Below are 17,509 nucleotides of genomic sequence, written 5' to 3' on the forward strand. Positions count from 1 at the left end.
GACCCCAACTCGGCCCTGGTCATGGCCACTTCATCTTGCCATCGCGCCGTGACGGACACCGGGGAAACAGCGCACATCCCTTCGCCTACGATCGCCGGTGCCGCGAGGGGGCGAGATGATCGCCGCGGCCCGGGAGTGCGTGCTGCGCTCGGCGTCGCCCGAGCCGGGGGGCGGCCATCGGTTCGGCGGGCCCGGTTCCGAGTACCGGTGTCAGTGGTGTCCGGTCATGTGGGCGAGGGCCTGTGCGGCGGAGTCGGGGGCGAAGGCGCTGGCGAGTCCTTCGGCGGCCCCTTCGGCGGCCTCGGCGGAGCGGGGCAGCAGGACGTTCTCGTAGGCGGTGATGGCGTCGTCGACGGTGGGCCGGCCGGAGAGGGAGCGGGCGAGGTCGGCGCCGTCGAGCATGGCGAGGTTGGCGCCCATGCCGGAGAAGGGGGACATGAGGTGGGCGGCGTCGCCGAGGAGGGTGACGCCGGGGGTGTGCGGCCAGGCGTGGGGGAGGGGCAGGGCGTAGAGCGGGCGGTTGGTGTAGCCGGTGTCGGTGTCGGTGATGAAGCCGGTCAGGCTGTCGCTCCAGCCGGTGAACGCGTGGAGCAGGGCCTCCCGTACGGCGGCGGTGTCGGTGAGGTCGAGGCCGGCCTGCCGGTGCCAGTGCTCGTCGGTGCGCAGGCCCAGGTAGCTGCGGATGTGGCCGTTGCTGTTGCGCTGGGCGATGAAGCCCCGGTTGTCGTCGAGGGCCATCATGGTGCCGTTGCCGGTGAGGGCGGCGAGTCGGGGGTGGCGGGTGTCCGCCTCGTCGAGGCCGGTCTCGACGAACGTGACGCCGGTGTAGCGGGGCACGGCGTCGGACAGCAGGGGCCGTACGCGGGACCAGGCGCCGTCGGCGCCGACCACCAGGTCGGTCTCGATGGTGGTGCCGGTGGTGCCGTTGGTGCCGTTCGTGAAGTGCAGGCGGTGGGTGCCGCCGCCGAGCGGCTCGGCCTTCTCCAGCTTGTGGCCCCACCGGACGGTGTCGGGGGCGAGGGAGTCCAGCAGGATGCCGCGCAGGTGGCCGCGGTCGATCTCGGGATTGCCGTCCGCGCCGGCGGCCGGTGGCGGGACGGCGTCGAAGACGACGCGGCCGTCGCGGCCGACCAGGCGCAGCTGCTGGCCCTCGGGCCGGGCCAGCCGCTCGAATTCCTCCCACAAGTCGGCCTCGCGCAGGGCGTGTTGGCCCGATTCGGGGTGCATGTCGAGGGTGCCGCCCTGGTCGCGGGCGGTGCGGGAGGCGTCCAGGTCGTAGACGGTGACCTCGATGCCGCGGCGCTGGAGGATGCGGGCGCAGGTCAGGCCGCCGGGTCCGGCGCCGATGATCGCGATGCGGGGGGTGTCGGTGCTCACGAGGTGCTCCGGTGGTCTCGGTGGTCCGGTGATCGGAGGTGGGGCGGGGTGGGCGGCGGCAGGGGCGGGTGCCGACCGGGGTCATCGCCGGACCGGCCGCCACGATGACGAAAGCACACTCGGTAAAAAAGTGCAACGACACAACTTATTTGACCGTGCAATTCAAGGTATGATCCAAGCATGACTGCACCCATCGGCCGCCGTGAGCGGAAGAAGGCCGCCACCCGCCAGTCCCTGGCGGACGCGGCCCTGAACCTGTTCCTGGCGCACGGCTACGACCGGGTGACGCTCCGGGACGTCGCCGAAGCGGCCGACGTGTCGACCACGACCCTGCTCAAGCACTTCCCCGGCAAGGAGGCCCTGGTCTTCGACGAGGAGGCCGACCAGGAGGCCCGCCTCGTCGCCGCCGTACGCGACCGCGCACCCGGGCAGTCCGTCCCGCAGGCCCTGTGCGCGCACGTCAAGCGGACGCGCATCGGTGAGCGGAACCCCGATCCCCGGTTCGCGCCCTTGGTTGAACTCGTGCGGAACACGCCCGCGCTGAGCGAGTACTCCCGCCGCATGTGGATCCGCCACCAGGGCGCTCTCGCACGCGCCATCGCCGAGGACAGCGGCGCCGATGACCTGCGGTGCGCCGCGCTCGCACGCTTCGCGCTCGAAGCCTCGGCCCTCGTCGACCACGCCGACGATCCGGGGCGGGCCGTCGACGCCGCCTTCGACCTCCTCGAACACGGCTGGCAGGCCCGCTGACCGCCCGTCCGCAGACGGGCCGACCGGCGGCCCCGTCGGGGCCGACGCTCTGATACTGGGAGGTCGCCCACTGTCATCATGGACCTCCATGGATGCCCCCGGCCTGAGCCGGGGGAGGAAATGGACTGCCCGCGTGGCGGGTCGGGTGGCTGCGTTTCGCCCCCAGGGCGGGCCGCGGTGCTGTGACATGCGGGATTGGATCCTCACGGATTCCCCGTTAGGTTGTGAGTCATGACCATGACTCACGTGAAGCGGGCGTTCAAGTACCGCTTCTATCCGACGGATGCGCAGGCGGCTGAGCTGTCGCGCACCTTCGGGTGTGTGCGGAAGGTCTACAACATGGCGTTGCAGGCCCGTTCGGAGGCGTGGACGCTGCGTCGGGAGAGGGTCAACTACAACGCCACGTCGGCGATGCTGACGGGGTGGAAGAGGACCGGGGAACTGTCCTACCTGTCCGAGGTGTCGTCGGTTCCGTTGCAGCAGGCGCTGCGGCACTTGCAGGGGGCGTTCGCCAACTTCTGGCAGAAGCGGGCGAAGTACCCGACGTTCAAGTCCCGGAAGAAGTCCCGCAGGTCCGCCGAGTACACGTCCTCGGCGTTCCGGTTCCGGGACGGCCGGCTGACGCTGGCGAAGATGGATCGGCCGCTGGACATTGTGTGGTCCAGGCCGCTGCCGCGGGGCGCGGCGCCGTCCACGGTGACCGTGTCGCAGGACAGCGCGGGGCGCTGGTTCGTCTCGCTGCTGTGCGAGGACCGCCCGTCGATGCCCGCACCCGTGAACACGGCGGTCGGGATCGACGCGGGGATCACCAGTCTGGTGACGCTGTCCACCGGGGAGAGGATCACCAACCCCCGGTACGGGCGCAAGGACCGGGAACGCCTGGCCAGGGCCCAGCGGGAGCTGTCCCGCAAGACCGAGGGCAGCGCCAACCGGGACAAGGCCCGGCTCAAGGTCGCCCGCGTGCACGCGCGGATCGCCGACCGCCACAGGGACTTCCTGCACAAGCTCACCACCCGACTCGTCCGTGAGAACCAAACGGTCGTGATCGAGGATCTGACGGTCCGGAACATGCTGGGGAACCGGACGCTCGCCCGCGCCATCGGTGACGCGAGCTGGACCGAGATGCGGTCCATGCTGGAGTACAAGGCCCAGTGGTACGGCCGGGACCTGGTGACCGTCGACCGGTGGTTCCCCAGCTCGAAACTGTGCTCGGCCTGCGGCGTGATCGCCGCGAGGATGCCCCTGAACGTCCGCGCGTGGGAATGCGCCTGCGGCGCGCGGCATGACCGGGACGTGAACGCGGCACGCAACATCCTGGCCGCCGGACTGGCGGTTGCAGCCTGTGGAGACGGTGTCAGACCTCAACGGAGCACTCCGGGCGGGCAGTCGTCGGTGAAGCAGGAGACATCCCGACCGCAGCGCTCACGCGCAGCGGCTCAGCCGCGAGGCTGAGGGGAATCCCCCGGCTCCAGCCGGGGGAGGAAGTCAAATGCTTGTCACTCTGATGTGGTGCACGGTGGGGGGTGCGCGTGGACTTCCGACTGCTGGGCTCGGTGGCCGCAGTGGCCGCGGACGGCCGGGAGCTCCCCGTCGGGTCGGTCAAGCGCCGGAGCCTGCTGGCCATGCTGCTGCTGAATCCCGGCGCACCCGTCACCGTCGACCGGCTCACCGAGGCCGTGTGGGACGAGGAGCCGCCCCGGCACGCGCGGACCGTCATCCAGAACCACGTGTCGGGACTGCGCGCGCTGCTCGCCGCGCACGGTGCGCCCGCCGTCGGCGTCGAACTCGTCACCGACGGCGGCGCCTACCTCCTGCGGGTGCCCGAACTGGCGGTGGACACCGGCCGGTTCGAGCACCTCCTCCAGTCCGCCCGGTCACTGCGCGCCGCCGGCGACTCGGTGGCCGCGCTTCAGGAGGCGCTCGCCCTGTGGCGGGGCCCCGCGCTCGCCGGCACGACCGCCAGCCTGCCGCTGCAGTGCGCCGCGCAGGGCCTGGAGGAGCTGCGGCTCGTCGCCGTGGAGGAACTGGCGCGCGCCCACGGCCGGCTCGGCGACCACGGCGCGGCGGCGGGCGTGCTGCGCACCGAGGTCGCGATGAACCCGCTCCGGGAGTCGCTGGTCGCGGCGCTGATGCTGGCGCTCGGCCGGGCGGGAAGGCGGTCGGAGGCGCTGGGCTGGTTCCACCGCACCCGCCGGGCCCTGGCCGACCAGCTGGGAATCGACCCGGGAGTCGAACTCGTCGACGCCTACGACGCGCTCCTGCGCGCCACCGCCCCGACCGACCGGCCGGCCCCCGGCCCGTACACCGGGGCCCCGCCGGCACCGGACCTGCCCGTCGACGGTCCGCCCCCGCCAGCCCCCGCACCCGCACCCGCCCCCGCACCCGGGCCGACGCCGCCCCGCTCCGCCGCCTGGACCTTCCCCCGGCGCCCCCGGGGCTTCTCCGGCCGGCAGGACGAACTGGCCGCACTCGACCGGGCCACCGGCACCCCCGGCGCGATCGCCGTCGTCACCGGCGGCGCCGGGGTCGGGAAGACCACCCTCGCCGTGTACTGGGCCCACCACCGGCAGACGGACTTCCCCGACGGCCGACTGTTCGTCGACCTCTGCGGCCACAGCCCCCTGCCCGAGCGCTCCACCGCCGCCGTGCTGCGCGAACTGCTGCTCGCCCTCGGCCTGCCGGCCGAGCAGATGCCCGGTTCCGCCGAGGCCATGGCGGCCCGCTACCGGGAACTGACCACGGACCGCAGGATGCTGATCGTCCTGGACAACGCGCGCCGCTCCGAGCAGGTCCGCCCGCTCCTGCCCGACGGGGAGGGCTGCGTCACGGTGGTGACCAGCCGCGACCGGCTCGGCGGCCTGGTCGCCTCGGACGCCGCCCGCCCCGTCTCGCTCAGCGAGCTGTCGCCCCCGCAGTCCGTCACCCTGCTCGCCGCCACCCTGGGCACGGACCTGGTGTCGGCCGAACCCGAGGCCGCCGCCCGCCTGGTGGGCCTGTGCGACGGCCTGCCGCTCGCGCTGCGCCTCGCGGCGGCCCGGATCGCCACCTGCCCGGCCCGCAGCCTGGCCGCCCTCGCCGACGAACTGGCGGACGAACAGCGCAGGCTGGGCCTCCTGGAGGTGGAGGACACCAGCCTCGCCGCCGCCCTCGCCCTCACCGTGCAGCACCTGTCCGAGCCGGCCCGCCGGATGTTCCACCGGCTCGGCGCGCACACCGGCGCCACCCTCGACAGCCGTACGGCCGCCGCACTCGCCGATTGCCGGCTCGACCAGGCCGCCGGGGCCCTGGACCAACTGGCCACCGCCCACCTGCTCGTCGAGATCGGCCAGGACGCCTACACCCTGCACGACCTGGTCCGGCTCTACGCCCGGAGCATGCCGGGCGACGACGACGCCGACGCCGACGTGCTGCCACGGCTCCTCGACCACCTGCTGAACACCCTCCTCGCCGCGAGCGCCGCCGCCGAGCCGGGCAGCGAGCCGTGCTGCGCCCTCCCGCCCGGCACCCGGCGCCCCGCCGAGGTGCGGCCCTTCCCGGACCGCGCGAGCGCGCTCGCCTGGTACGCCGTCGAACGGGACACCCTGCGCGGCGCGGTCGCGGCGGCGGTCGCGGCCGGGCTCCACGACCGGGCCTGGCGCCTGGTCCTCCTCCAGTGGCCCCTGATCGTGTGGCAGGCCCGGGACGGATGGGTGCCGCTGCTCGAACACGGCCTGGCCGCCGCCGAGGCCGACCTGGACCCCGGCGCGCAGTCCCGCGCACGGGCGCTCCTGGGGTGGGTCCTGCTGGAGGAGGGGCGGCACGAGGAGGCCCTCGCCCACCTGGAGCAGGCCCCGGGCCTGGCCGCCCTGGCCGGGGACGGCACCGCGCAGGCCGTCGCGCTGGTCAACCTGGCCGTCGCGCTCGCCCGGTACGGCCGGAGCGCGCGGGTGCGCGACCTGCTGACCACGGCCCTCGCGCTGGCCACGCAGGCGGACCGCGCCGAACTCGCCGCCCTCGCCCGCCAGCACCTGGCCGACGACTGCCTGGCGGCCGGCGACCCCGAGGAGGCCGCCCACCACGCGGCCTGCGGTCTGGCCCTCGCGCAGCCCCCGTTCCCCGTCGCCCGCCAGGTGGTCCTGGAGACCCTCTACGGCCGCGCCCTCGCCGCGATCGGCCGCCCGGAGGAAGCCGCGCTCCACCTCGGCGCCGCCGTCCGGACCGCCCGGGCCCACCAGTATGGGGAGGGCGAGTCGGCGGCCCGTGCGGCCCTGCACGCCCTGTCGGCTTCCGCCGCCTCCGCCGCCGCGATGGCCTCGGCTGCTGCCGAGTCGCACGTCGGACCGTCCGGAGCGAGCCAGGCTCCGCCCGGCCGCTGCTGACGACGGGGTCGAGCGGGCGCCGACCGGTCGCGCTCGATCAAAACGCCAGCTGGTGACGGCAGATGACGGACCGTCTGATCCGCGGCGATGGCATCGCCCGGCGCGACAGGGGCACTTCACTCCGTTGTCGGGCCGTGTTAACGTCCGGCAGATGTCGAGGATTCTGGTCACCGATCTGGACGGGACGCTCCTGGGCGGCGAGGTGGCCGACCGGCGCCGGCTGTACACCGCGCTGGTCCGCCATCCCGAGGTGACCGTGGTCTTCGCCACCGGCCGGGGCGTGCCGTCGGTCCGCGAGGTCCTGCGGGATCCGCTCGTGCCCAGACCCCGCTGGATCATCGCCGATGTCGGCGCCACCGTCGTGGACGGCGAGGACTTCGCGCCGGTGGCCCCGCTGCAGGAGCAGTTGCGCGCCGGCTGGCCCGGTCCGGAGCGGGTCCGCGCGGCGCTGGGCGGCTTCCCGGCGCTCGTCTACCAGAACGGCGTTGCCCAGGACGGCCGTTGCTCGTACCACCTGGCGCCGGACGGGCTCACCGAGGAGCTCGCCGAGGCCGTCCGCTCCCTCGGCTGCGACTGGCTCTACTCGGCCGACCGCTACTTCGACGTCCTGCCGTCGAGGGCCGGCAAGGGCGGTGCACTGCGGGCCCTGGCCGAGAAGCTGGGTTGGTCGATGGACTCGGTCCTGGTCGCCGGAGACTCGCTCAACGACCTGTCGCTCTACCGGCTCGGCGCGCACGGCGTCATCGTCGGGGAGGCCGAGCCCGCCCTGCTGGCGGCGGTTCCCGAGAGCCCGTCGGTGTGCCGGCCCGGACGCCCCGGCGCGGCCGGGATCCTCGCGGCACTCCAGGAACTCGGCTGGGTGGCACCGGACTTCGACCGCGCGGAGCGCGGCCACCCGCTGGTGGTCGGCTACCACCGTCCACCGGGGACCTGGACCCCCGAGGGCTGGCAGCCGCCGTCCAGCCCCAACGGCATCCTGCCCACCCTGAACAGCCTCTTCGGCAGCGGGCTGCCGGGCGTCTGGGTCGCCGCCGCCGTCGGGGGCCCCGCCCCCGAGCCCCGCCCGGGGCCGCCCCTCTCGCTGCTGCCGCTCGACGGCGCCGAGTGGGCGGGCTACTTCCACCGGGCCTGCAAGCAGATGCTCTGGCCAGTGCTGATGTCGGAACCGGAGCGGCTGGGCTTCGACCCCGCCGACTGGGCCGACTACCGGACGGTGAACGCGCGCTTCGCCGAGCACATCGGCGCGCAGGCCGCGCCCGGAGCCACCGTCTGGCTGCACGACTACAACCTGTGGCTGGTGCCGGGCCTGCTCCGCGCCCGCCGCCCGGACCTGCGCATCGGGCTGTTCCACCACACCCCGTTCCCGCCGCCGGAGGTCTTCGCCGCGCTGCCCACCGCGTGCGAACTCCGTTCCTCGCTGGCCTGCCTGGACTGGGCCGGGTTCCATACCGCCACCTTCGCCGAGCACTTCCGGCGGACCCTGGCCGGCCGGTCCCGGCTGCCGCGCCTGGGCATCCACCCGCTCGGCATCGACCGCCCCGCCATCGAGGCGCTCGCCCGCCGCCGCGCGCCCTACCGCCCCTCGGACGAGGGCCGGTTGGTGCTCTCGGTCGAACGCCTCGACTACGCCAAGGCGCCCGTCCAGAAGGTCGAGGCGATCGCCCGGCTGCTCGCCGAACGCCCCGACCTGCGCGGGCGGTTGCGCTTCCGCCTGGTCTGCCCGCCGCCCGAGCCCGGCATCACCGCCCACGACACCACCCGCCGACTCCTCGAACAGCGCATCGACGAGATCAATGACGTGTGGTGCGAGGGGAGTCGGCGGCCGATCGAGTACCTGCCGCGCAGCCTGCCGCCCGCCGAGGTGATCGACCAGTACCTGGCCGCCGACGTGCTCTGGGTGACGTCCCTCCAGGACGGGATGAACCTCACGGCGAAGGAGTTCATCGCAGCCCAGGCAGCCGCCGGGTCAGCCGTCCCCGGGGCGGCGGTGCCCCGCGCTGGTGCGCTCGTCCTCTCCCGCCACGCCGGCGCCGCCACCGAACTCGGCAGCGCGGCCCTGCTCACCGACCCGCACTCCGCCGACGACCTCACCGCGACCCTGGCCCGCGCCCTGGCCCTCACCCCCGCCGAGCGCCGCGCCCGCCTGCGCCGCCTCTCCGCCCTCCTCGGCCGGGAGAGCCCCGCCGACTGGGCCGCCCGGATCGTCCGGGCCATCGGGGTCTGAGGCCCGGTCCCGAGTGATGAGTCGGGGAGCGATCGCGGCGTGGTGAGTCCGGGCGGTCCGGTGCCGGTCGGCGGTACGGCCGTGAGCTGGGCGGACGCGGTTCGAACGGCTGCGATCGGGCGTTGATCGAATGTCAATCTCGATCGGTGACAGTACTGCCGGGGGGTGCGGCGGCAGCGCGGAAGCCTCGCCCCCGTGACGCCACCGACCCCGACCTCTGCAAGCGGAGACCATGAAGCACCGCATCACCTTCAGCGCGCCGGCCCGCACCGTCGGCCTCGGCGCCACCGCCTGCGGCAGCGTGTGACGGGCCGGCCCGCGCCCCTACCTCTGCTCGCCGTCGTCGTCCCTCTCGTCGCCCACCAGGCAAGGCCCACACCCACCATGCGCATCGGACTCTCCCTTCCTCAGTACGGCCGCTTCGCCGACCCCGCGCTGTCCGCCCGGGTCGCGACCGCCGCCGAGGAAATCGGCTACGCCGGCCTCTGGGTCGGTGACCGGCTCCTGGTCGCGACCGCCCCGCAGAGCCGCTACCCGGGCGGTGACGGGACGGTCCCCCCGCCCGAGTGCGAGGCCTTCCTGGACCCGCTGATCGTGCTGACGGTGGCGGCCGGTGCGACCCGCCGCGCGCGGCTGGGCATCAGCACCCTGAACGCCCTCTGGTACCCGCCCGTACTGCTCGCCCGCACCCTGACCTCCCTCGACCTGGTCAGCGCCGGACGCCTGGACGTCGGGCTGGGGCCGGGCTGGTCCAAGGACGAGTACCAGGCCGTCGGCGTCGCCTGGCAGGGCCTGGGCGACCGGCTGGAGGAGAGCCTGGACGTCCTGGAGCGGGTGTGGGCGGCGGACGACGTGATCCGCCACACCGGGGCCCGGTGGACCGTCCCGCCCGCGGTCATCCGGTCCGGGCCCGTGCAGCGCCCCCGTCCTCCGCTGCTGCTGGGCGGCTTCGACCAGGCCACCCTCGCCCGAGTCGGTCGGCGCGCCGACGGCTGGCTGGCCGTGGGCCTGCCCGTACCGGCCCTGGCGCAGATGTGGCGCGCCGTCCGGCAGCACGCCACCGACGCCGGGCGCGACCCGGACGCGCTGCGCCTGGTGCTCCGGGTGAACCCCGCGATCACCGCCGAGCCGGCCCCCGAGGAGCTCGTCCCGCGCCGCGGAACGGTCCATCAGATCGCCGACTACCTGGCCACGGCGGTCGACGCGCTGGGTGCCGAGCCGCTGATCGACCTCCACGTCGCCGCGCGCGACGCCGACGAGTACTTGGCGCTCGCGGGCGCCCTGCACGACCTGCTGCGCGAGCGGTAGCAGTCTCTCCGGCCTCCGCCGCCGGCGAGGAACCCCACCGAAGGCCACCACCCCGGAAGAGGAATTCTCCCCATGTCCAAGATCATCGTTGCCGCCACGCCCGTGGCCGGGCACACCGGCCCGCTGCTGCGGATCGCCGGCCACCTGTCCGGCCTGGGACACGAGGTGGTGTTCCTCGGCGGGGCGCGGTTCGCCGCCCAGGTCGCGGCGGAGGGCTGCCACTTCCAGGCGCTGCCGGCGGCGGCCGACTTCGACGACCGCGACTTCGCGGCGAGCTTCCCCGAGCGGGAGCTGGTACCGGCCGGTCCGGCCCGGCTCAGCTGGGACGCCAGGCACATCTTCGGCGACCCGGTTCCGGCCCAACTCGCCGCTCTCCACGAGCTGTTGGCATCCTTCCCGGCGACCGTGGCGATCCATGACAGTCTGTTCCTGGGCGGGGCCGCCCTGGCACTGGGCCGGAAGGCGGGCGACCGGCCCGCGGTGGTGGCGATCGGCACCTTCCCGGTGATGGTCGGGAGCCGGGACACCGCCCCGTTCGGCCCGGGCCTGCCGCCCCCGGTGGACGAGACCGAGCGCGCCCAGTACGCCGCACTCGCCGGGCAGTTCGCGGAGCGGGGCCGCCTGGTGACCGAGTACGTGCGCCAGTGCTTCGCCGCCGCCGGGGTGGAGCTGCCCGCCGGAGAGCGGCCCAGGGTCCTCACCGAGGCCGCCGACCACTTCCTGCAACTCACCGTCCCCGGCTTCGAGTACCCGCGCAGCGACCTGCCCGCCAACGTCCGCTTCATCGGCGCGCTGCCGATACCCGCCTCGAAGGGCGACCGAATCCCGTCCTGGTGGCCGGAGTTGGAGCAGGCCAGGGCGCAGGGCCGCAAGGTCGTCGTGGTGACCCAGGGGACCGTCGCCAACGGGGACCTGACGGCGCTGGTGGTCCCGACCCTGCGCGCCCTGGCCGGGCGGGAGGACCTGCTGGTGATCGCGGCCACCGCCCGCCACGACGGCGAGCTGCTGCTGGCCGCCGAACTCCCACAGCTGCCGGCCAACGCCCGAGCGGCCGGGTACGTCCCGTTCGACGCACTGCTGCCGCACGCGGACCTGCTGGTCAGCAACGGCGGCTACGGTGGCGTGCACACCGCGCTCGGGCACGGCGTACCGCTGGTGATCGCCGCCGAGAGCGAGGACAAGCCGGAGGTCGCCGCCCGGGTGGCGTGGAGCGGTACGGGCATCGACCTCCGCACCGGCCGACCCACCACGGAGGACCTGGCGGCAGCGGTGGACGAAGCCCTCAGCCGCCCCTCCTACCGCCGCCGCGCCGAGGCCCTGTGCGCCGAACTCGCCCGCCACCGGGCGCCGGCCGCGATCGCCGATCTGGTCGCCGAAATCGGCTGACCACCGCACCGGAACGGAACCAGGGCCTGTCCGGCCGATCCTGCCCGGCAGGATCGGCCGGACAGGCCCTGGGGACGCAAGGAGCGCACTTCAGACGGTCTGACCGCTCGCGGTCGCGGACTTGAGCGCGTCCAGCGATTCCCGCATCACCTGCGACAGCTCGCGCTGCTCGGCCGGCGCGATCCAGAGCTCGAAGCCGACCTTGAACACGGCGACGCCCGCCTCGGCGGTCAGGCTCGCGACCGGTTCCGCGACCCCGCGCCCGCGCAGGGCGCCGGCCAGCGCCGTCGACATCGAGGCGAGCTTGATCAGCTCCCGCTCCCGGAGTTCCGCATTCGCCTGGATGACGGCCTGCCGCCTCCGGGAGTACTCGCGGCGGCCGGCGAAGACGTCGGTGACCGCCTGCAGGCCCGCCGCCATCGCGTCGATCGGCGCCGCCGACTCCTGAGCCTCGGCGACCGCGTCCACGAACCGCTCCTGCAGCGCGTTGGCGCCGTCGAACAGCACCTCGCGCTTGTCGGCGTAGTGCCGGAAGAAGGTTCGCTCGGTGAGGCCGGCCCGTTTGGCGATCTCCGCCACGGTGGTCTGCTCGTAGCCCCGCTCGCTGTAGAGCTCCAATGCCGCTTCCGCCAGGCGTCCGCGCGCGTTCGGCTCCCATCTACCCATGGACAGATCCTACGTGATGACAGTGACTGACGTCGGGTGCTACCGTCGATGACAGCAACTGACATCACCAGTGAGGGGCTCTTCCCATGCGCATCTTCGTGACCGGCGCGTCCGGCTGGATCGGATCCGCCGTCGTTCCCGAGCTCATCGACGCGGGGCACCGGGTGACCGGGCTCGCCCGCTCCGAAGCCTCCGCCGCCGCCCTCGCCGCGGGCGGGGCCGAGGTCGTCCGCGGCACCGTCGACGACCTCGACGTCCTGCGGGACGCGGCCGCGGCGTCGGACGGGGTGATCCATCTCGCGTTCAAGCACGACATCGCCTTCACCGGCGACTTCCGGGGCGCCGCCGAGGCCGATCGCCTCGCCGTCGACACCTTCGGCGACGTGCTGGCCGGTAGCGACCGCCCGTTCGTCCTCGCCTCCGGGCTGATCGGCTTCAAGCCGGGGCAGCTGGTGACCGAGCGGGACATGCCCGCGGTCGACGGCTCGCCGTTCTCGATCCGGGCGGCCACCGCGGAGGCGACGCTCGCGCTCGCTGCGCGCGGTGTGCGCTCGTCCGTCGTCCGGCTGTCGCCGACCTGCTACGGCGAGGGGGACAACGGGTTCCTGGCGACCCTGGTCGCCATCGCCCGGGCCCAGGGCGTCTCCGGCTACATCGGTGACGGCGCCAACCGCTGGCCGGCCGTCCACCGCCTCGACGCCGCACGGCTGTTCGCCTTGGCGGTCGACAAGGCTCCGGCCGGATCGGTCCTGCACGGCGTCGCGGGGGAGGGGGTCCCGATCCGCGACATCGCCGAGGTGGTCGGCCGCCACCTCGACGTACCGGTGGTCTCCGTGGCCCCCGAGGCCGCGGCCGAGCACTTCGCCTGGCTGGGCGCCGTCCTCGCCCTGGACCTGCCGACGTCGAGCGCCCTGACCCGCGAACTGCTGGACTGGCGCCCGACCCGCCCCGGCCTCCTCGACGACCTCGACCGGGGCCACTACTTCCGCGAGCCCGCCACCGCCGCCTGACCGGTCGCGGGGGTCGCCGATGTCGACTTCGCGACGTTCGGTCCCGAGGTCGGCCCCCGGACGGGCGTGACAGCCATCGCACAACTCCCTGAGCACCCAAGCTCGTTGAGGAGAGTTGTGCGATGGCTTCGTGCTGCCCGGGGGCGGTCGGGGGTGGTCTGTGGTGGCGGTGGGGGACGGCTGTTCAAAGATGAACACTCCTGCTCGTTATTGCGCAGAGATGAAGATTTGCACTATAAATCAAGCATCTTCACGCACCATCTTGCAGTCCTACGCAGGAGGACGTCATGGCTCACGTCGACGAAGAGATCGCCAGCCAGCCCGAGTGCTGGCAGCGCGCCCTTGATCTGGCTCCGGGGCACCTGCCCGAGCCCGGTGAGCGGGTGGCGGTCATCGGGTGCGGCACCTCGCTGTACATCGCGCAGGCCTACGCGGTGCTGCGCGAGTCGCTCGGGCTGGGGGAGACCGACGCGTTCGCGGCGTCCGAGTTCCCGGCCGCCCGGCGGTACGACCGGGTCGTCGCCCTGACCCGCTCCGGCACCACCACCGAGGTGCTGGACGCGCTGGCCCGGACCGAGGACACCGAGACGGTGGCGATCACCGCCGCCCCGGAGACCCAGATCGGCGGGGCCGCGCGCCACGTGGTGGCGCTGGAGTTCGCGGACGAGAAGTCGGTCGTGCAGACCAGGTTCGCCACCACCGCCCTCGTGCTGCTCCGCGCCCACCTGGGCGCCGCGCCGGCGGACCTGCCGGAGCAGGCGCGGCGGGCACTGGTCGCGCCGCTGCCCGAAGGGGCGCTCGACGCCCGGCAGTTCACCTTCCTGGGGACGGGCTGGACCTGCGGCGTGGCGCACGAGGCCGCGCTCAAGGTCCGGGAGGCCTCGTCCTCGTGGACCGAGTCCTACCCCGCCATGGAGTTCCGGCACGGACCGATCAGCGTCAGCCGCCCCGGGAGCGTGGTGTGGTTCCTCGGCGAACCGCCGACCGGCCTGGTCCGGCAGGTCGAGTCGACCGGTGCCCGGGTCAGTGTGTCGGCGCTCGACCCGCTGGCCGACCTGATCCGCGCGCAGCGCCTGGCGGTCGGCCTCGCCGTCCGGCAGGGCCTGGACCCCGACCACCCGCGCAACCTCACCCGCTCCATCGTGCTGGACCAGGCATGACCCGCCTGCGGACCGCGTGCGGCAGGGCGGAGCCGGCGCCGTGAGCGTCATCGCCCTGGACGTCGGCGGCACGCACATCAAGGGCGCGGTGGTCGAGAACGGCGAGCCCGTCGAGACCGAGCAGTGGCACACCCGGGCCGAGCGCGGGCCGGACGCCGTTCTGGACACGGTGCTGCGGTGCGCGGACGAGCTCGTGACCCGGGCCGTTCGCCGCGGGGCGAAGCCGGCCGCCGCCGGGGTCGTGGTGCCGGGGCTGGTGGACGAGGCGAGCGGCACCGCCGTCCTCGCCGCCAACCTCGGCTGGCGCGAGCTGCCCGTGCGGCGCCGGGTCGCCGAGCACCTGGACCTCCCGGTGGCCTTCGGGCACGACGTCCGGGCCGGCGGCGTCGCGGAGGCCCGCCTCGGGGCCGGGCGCGGCTGCGCCGACTTCGCCTTCGTCCCGGTCGGGACGGGCATCGCCGCCGCGCTGATGCTCGGCGGCCGGCCGTTCGCCGGCGACCGGGGGTTCGCGGGGGAGCTCGGCCACCTGGTGGTCCGCCCCGGCGGCGACCGGTGCGCCTGCGGCAACCGGGGCTGCCTGGAGACGATCGCCTCCGCCTCGGCGATCGCCCGCCGCTACGCGCTGGCCTCCGGCGGTCCCGCCGTGAGCGCCAAGGACGTCCGGGCCCGGGCCGAGGCGGGCGAGCGATCGGCCGGGCGGATCTGGACCGAGGCGGTCGAGGCGCTGGCCGACGGCCTGGCCGCCCTGACCGCGCTGCTCGATCCGGGGCGCCTGGTCATCGGCGGCGGTCTGGCGGAGGCCGGTGAAGCGTTCCTGCCGCCGCTGCGGACCGCGCTCGCCGAGCGTCTCACCTTCCGTCCGGCTCCGCTGCTGGTGGCCGCCGAACTGGGCCACCGGGCGGGCAGCCTGGGGGCGGCGCTGCTCGCGCAGGACCTCCTGGACGGCGGTGCGGCGTGATCCTCACCGTCACGCTCAACGCGGCCCTGGACATCACCTACCGGCTGCCCGAGGTCCGGCTGCACGCCAGCCACCGGGTGCCGAGCGTCCGTCAGCAGGCCGGCGGGAAGGGCGTCAACGTCGCGCGCGTGCTCGCCGCGCTCGGCCACGCCGCGATCGTCACGGGCCTGGCCGGGGGGCCGGCCGGTCAGGCGGTCCGGGCCGATCTCGCCGAGGCCGCCCTGCCCGACGAACTGGTCGAGGTGGCGGGGGAGACCCGCCGGACCGTGGCCGTCGCGGACGACCAGGACACCACCGTCTTCCTGGAGCCCGGGCCCGAGGTGTCGCCGCAGGAGTGGCGGCGCTTCCTGGCCCACTACGAGCGGCTGCTGCCCGGCGCGTCGGTCGTCGTGCTCTCCGGGAGCGTGCCGCCCGGGCCGCCCGCGGACGCCTACCGGATCCTGATCGAGCGGGCCCGCTGCCACGGCGTCCCGGCCGTCCTGGACGCGGACGGTCCGGCGCTGCTGCGGGCGCTGCCCGCGGGCCCGGCCGTGGTCAAACCCAACGCCCACGAACTCGCCGAGGCCACCGGTACCGGGGACCCGGCCGAGGGCGCGGAACTGCTCCGGGCGGCCGGCGTCGGCGCGGTGGTCGCCTCACTGGGGCCGGACGGTCTGCTGGCCTGCACGGCCGAGGGCAACTGGCGGGCCCGCCCGCCGGACGCGCTGCGCGGCAATCCGACGGGTGCGGGCGATTCGGCGGTCGCCGCCCTCGCGCTCGGCCTGCACACCGGCGCGCCCTGGCCCGACCGGCTCCGGCAGGCCGTGGCGCTGTCCGCCGCCACCGTCCTGGCCCCGCTGGCCGGGCGCTACGACGCCGACGCCTACCACCGCATGCTCAGCCTCGTCCGGGTCGAGGAAGTCGGCCCGGCACACCCTCAAGGAGAACCGTGACCCTGGCCGGAACCGGAGAGATCATCGCGCCCGCGCGGCGGAGCGGATCCGGCGTCGGAGCGTTCAACGTCATCCAGCTGGAACACGCCGAGGCCATCGTCGCCGGGGCCGAGGCCGTCGGGGCCCCGGTCATCCTCCAGATCAGCGAGAACGCCGTGCGCTACCACGGCGGCCTGGCGCCCATCGGCACCGCGACGCTGGCGGTGGCCCGGGCCGCGGCCGTGCCGGTGGCCGTCCACCTCGACCACGCGACCGAGCGGTCGCTGGTGGCGGAGGCGGTCGGGCTGGGCTTCGGCTCGGTGATGTTCGACGCGTCGGTGCTGCCGTACGAGCAGAACGTGCGGGCCACGGCCGAGGTGGTCGAGTTGTGCCACGCCGCGGGCGTCTGGGTGGAGGCCGAACTCGGCGAGGTCGGCGGGAAGGACGGCGTCCACGCCCCCGGCGCCCGGACCGACCCGGGGGAGGGCGCCGAGTTCACCGAGCGCACCGGCGTCGACGCGCTGGCGGTGGCCGTCGGCACCTCGCACGCCATGCTCACCCGCACGGCGGTCCTGGACCTCGAACTGATCGCCGCCCTGCGGGCCGCCATACCGGTACCGCTGGTGTTGCACGGCTCCTCGGGGGCGGCGGACGACGCGCTGGCGGCGGCGGTCGCCCACGGCATGACGAAGATCAACATCGCCACCCACCTCAACAAGGCCTTCACCGAGGCGGTCCGCCGCCGCCTGGCCGCCGACACCGCCCTGGTCGACACCCGCGCCTACCTGGGCGACGGCCGCCAGGCCGTGGCCCAGGAGGTGTCACGGCTGCTGCGGACCCTGACCGCCGCATAGGGCCTGTCCCGTGAGGTCGGAGCCTCGGTTCGGCCGTCGGCGGCCCGGTGCCCTGCGCGTCATGACGCGCAGGGCACCGGTGTTCCGGCCGGAGAACCCGCCCCGCCGCTCAGGTCGGCTTCACGGCGTCGGAACCACGTCGAAGCGCTCGCCGCCGAGGACCCACCGGCCGCGGCGCATGACGGCGACCAGGTCGTGGCTCTCGGAGTCGAGGACGACGAGGTCGGCGTGCTTGCCGGTCTCCAGCGAGCCGATCGAGTCGGCGAGGCCCAGCAGGCGGGCCGGGGTGGTGGACAACGATTCGACGGCCTGGTGGAGCGTCAGGCCGTTGATTCGCACGGCGCGTCGGAAGACCCGGTCGAGGGTGAGGGTGGAGCCCGCGATGGAGCTGCCGTCGGGGAGCATCGCGACGCCGTCCTTGACCTCGACCTGGAGGGGGCCGAGGGGGTAGCGGCCGTCGCCCATGCCGGCGGCGCCCATGGCGTCGGTGATCAGGGCGACCCGGGTGGCGCCGGCGGTGCCGTAGGCGAGGTCGAGGACGGAGGGG

Annotated in this window: 14 protein-coding genes; 11 read left to right on the plus strand and 3 right to left on the minus strand. The window is 74.5% G+C overall.

The genetic code is table 11. The features are described from left to right. Nucleotides 1-210: 210 nt before the first annotated feature. Nucleotides 211-1,377 carry an FAD-dependent monooxygenase gene (locus P3T27_RS37895; protein WP_280685881.1) on the minus strand — a complete coding sequence of 389 codons (1,167 nt, stop codon included), beginning with the start codon at nt 1,375-1,377 and terminating at the stop codon, nt 211-213. Between the two features lie 180 nt (nt 1,378-1,557). Here P3T27_RS37895 and P3T27_RS37900 point away from each other — a divergent pair, with 180 nt between their 5' ends. The 6 genes from P3T27_RS37900 (at nt 1,558) to P3T27_RS37925 (ending at nt 11,403) form a co-directional block, all read left to right on the plus strand. Further along, nucleotides 1,558-2,127 (plus strand): helix-turn-helix domain-containing protein, encoded by a 570-nt coding sequence (locus P3T27_RS37900; RefSeq protein ID WP_280685882.1) that lies wholly within the window; start codon nt 1,558-1,560, stop codon nt 2,125-2,127. A 231-nt stretch (nt 2,128-2,358) separates the two neighbouring features. Further along, nucleotides 2,359-3,579, plus strand: a complete 1,221-nt coding sequence (locus P3T27_RS37905) for an RNA-guided endonuclease TnpB family protein (protein ID WP_280685883.1) — start codon at nt 2,359-2,361, stop codon at nt 3,577-3,579. Nucleotides 3,580-3,656: 77 nt separating this feature from the next. Beyond that, complete coding sequence (locus tag P3T27_RS37910) at nt 3,657-6,485, plus strand: AfsR/SARP family transcriptional regulator (protein ID WP_280685884.1); 2,829 nt, start codon at nt 3,657-3,659, stop codon at nt 6,483-6,485. 151 nt (nt 6,486-6,636) lie between these two features. Next, the gene (locus P3T27_RS37915) at nt 6,637-8,709 is read left to right on the plus strand and encodes a trehalose-6-phosphate synthase (protein ID WP_280685885.1); all 2,073 of its coding nucleotides are present in this window, start codon (nt 6,637-6,639) and stop codon (nt 8,707-8,709) included. 384 nt (nt 8,710-9,093) lie between these two features. Then, nucleotides 9,094-10,017: a TIGR03619 family F420-dependent LLM class oxidoreductase gene (locus tag P3T27_RS37920; protein ID WP_280685886.1), complete on the plus strand. Its 924-nt coding sequence runs from the start codon at nt 9,094-9,096 to the stop codon at nt 10,015-10,017. Between the two features lie 72 nt (nt 10,018-10,089). After that, nucleotides 10,090-11,403, plus strand: coding sequence for a nucleotide disphospho-sugar-binding domain-containing protein (locus P3T27_RS37925; protein WP_280685887.1), 1,314 nt, complete (start codon nt 10,090-10,092; stop codon nt 11,401-11,403). Nucleotides 11,404-11,493: 90 nt separating this feature from the next. Here the strand turns inward: P3T27_RS37925 and P3T27_RS37930 are convergent, their stop codons facing one another. Beyond that, nucleotides 11,494-12,069 carry a helix-turn-helix domain-containing protein gene (locus P3T27_RS37930; RefSeq protein ID WP_280685888.1) on the minus strand — a complete coding sequence of 192 codons (576 nt, stop codon included), beginning with the start codon at nt 12,067-12,069 and terminating at the stop codon, nt 11,494-11,496. Nucleotides 12,070-12,155: 86 nt separating this feature from the next. Here P3T27_RS37930 and P3T27_RS37935 point away from each other — a divergent pair, with 86 nt between their 5' ends. From P3T27_RS37935 to P3T27_RS37955, 5 genes are all read left to right on the plus strand, one after another. Beyond that, nucleotides 12,156-13,079 (plus strand): SDR family oxidoreductase, encoded by a 924-nt coding sequence (locus P3T27_RS37935; protein WP_280685889.1) that lies wholly within the window; start codon nt 12,156-12,158, stop codon nt 13,077-13,079. A 287-nt stretch (nt 13,080-13,366) separates the two neighbouring features. After that, the gene (locus P3T27_RS37940) at nt 13,367-14,239 is read left to right on the plus strand and encodes an SIS domain-containing protein (protein ID WP_280685890.1); all 873 of its coding nucleotides are present in this window, start codon (nt 13,367-13,369) and stop codon (nt 14,237-14,239) included. Nucleotides 14,240-14,279: 40 nt separating this feature from the next. Then, the gene (locus P3T27_RS37945) at nt 14,280-15,197 is read left to right on the plus strand and encodes an ROK family protein (protein WP_280685891.1); all 918 of its coding nucleotides are present in this window, start codon (nt 14,280-14,282) and stop codon (nt 15,195-15,197) included. Then, complete coding sequence (locus tag P3T27_RS37950) at nt 15,194-16,129, plus strand: 1-phosphofructokinase family hexose kinase (protein ID WP_280685892.1); 936 nt, start codon at nt 15,194-15,196, stop codon at nt 16,127-16,129. Before P3T27_RS37945 ends, P3T27_RS37950 begins: the two co-directional genes overlap by 4 nt. After that, the gene (locus P3T27_RS37955) at nt 16,126-16,962 is read left to right on the plus strand and encodes a class II fructose-bisphosphate aldolase (protein ID WP_280685893.1); all 837 of its coding nucleotides are present in this window, start codon (nt 16,126-16,128) and stop codon (nt 16,960-16,962) included. Before P3T27_RS37950 ends, P3T27_RS37955 begins: the two co-directional genes overlap by 4 nt. Before the next feature lie 120 nt (nt 16,963-17,082). Here P3T27_RS37955 and P3T27_RS37960 read toward each other — a convergent pair. Further along, the coding region (locus P3T27_RS37960) for an amidohydrolase family protein (RefSeq protein ID WP_280685894.1) at nt 17,083-17,509 on the minus strand (427 nt) is incomplete at its 5' end.

This window comes from Kitasatospora sp. MAA19 (assembly GCF_029894125.1).
Classification (GTDB): Bacteria; Actinomycetota; Actinomycetes; order Streptomycetales; family Streptomycetaceae; genus Kitasatospora.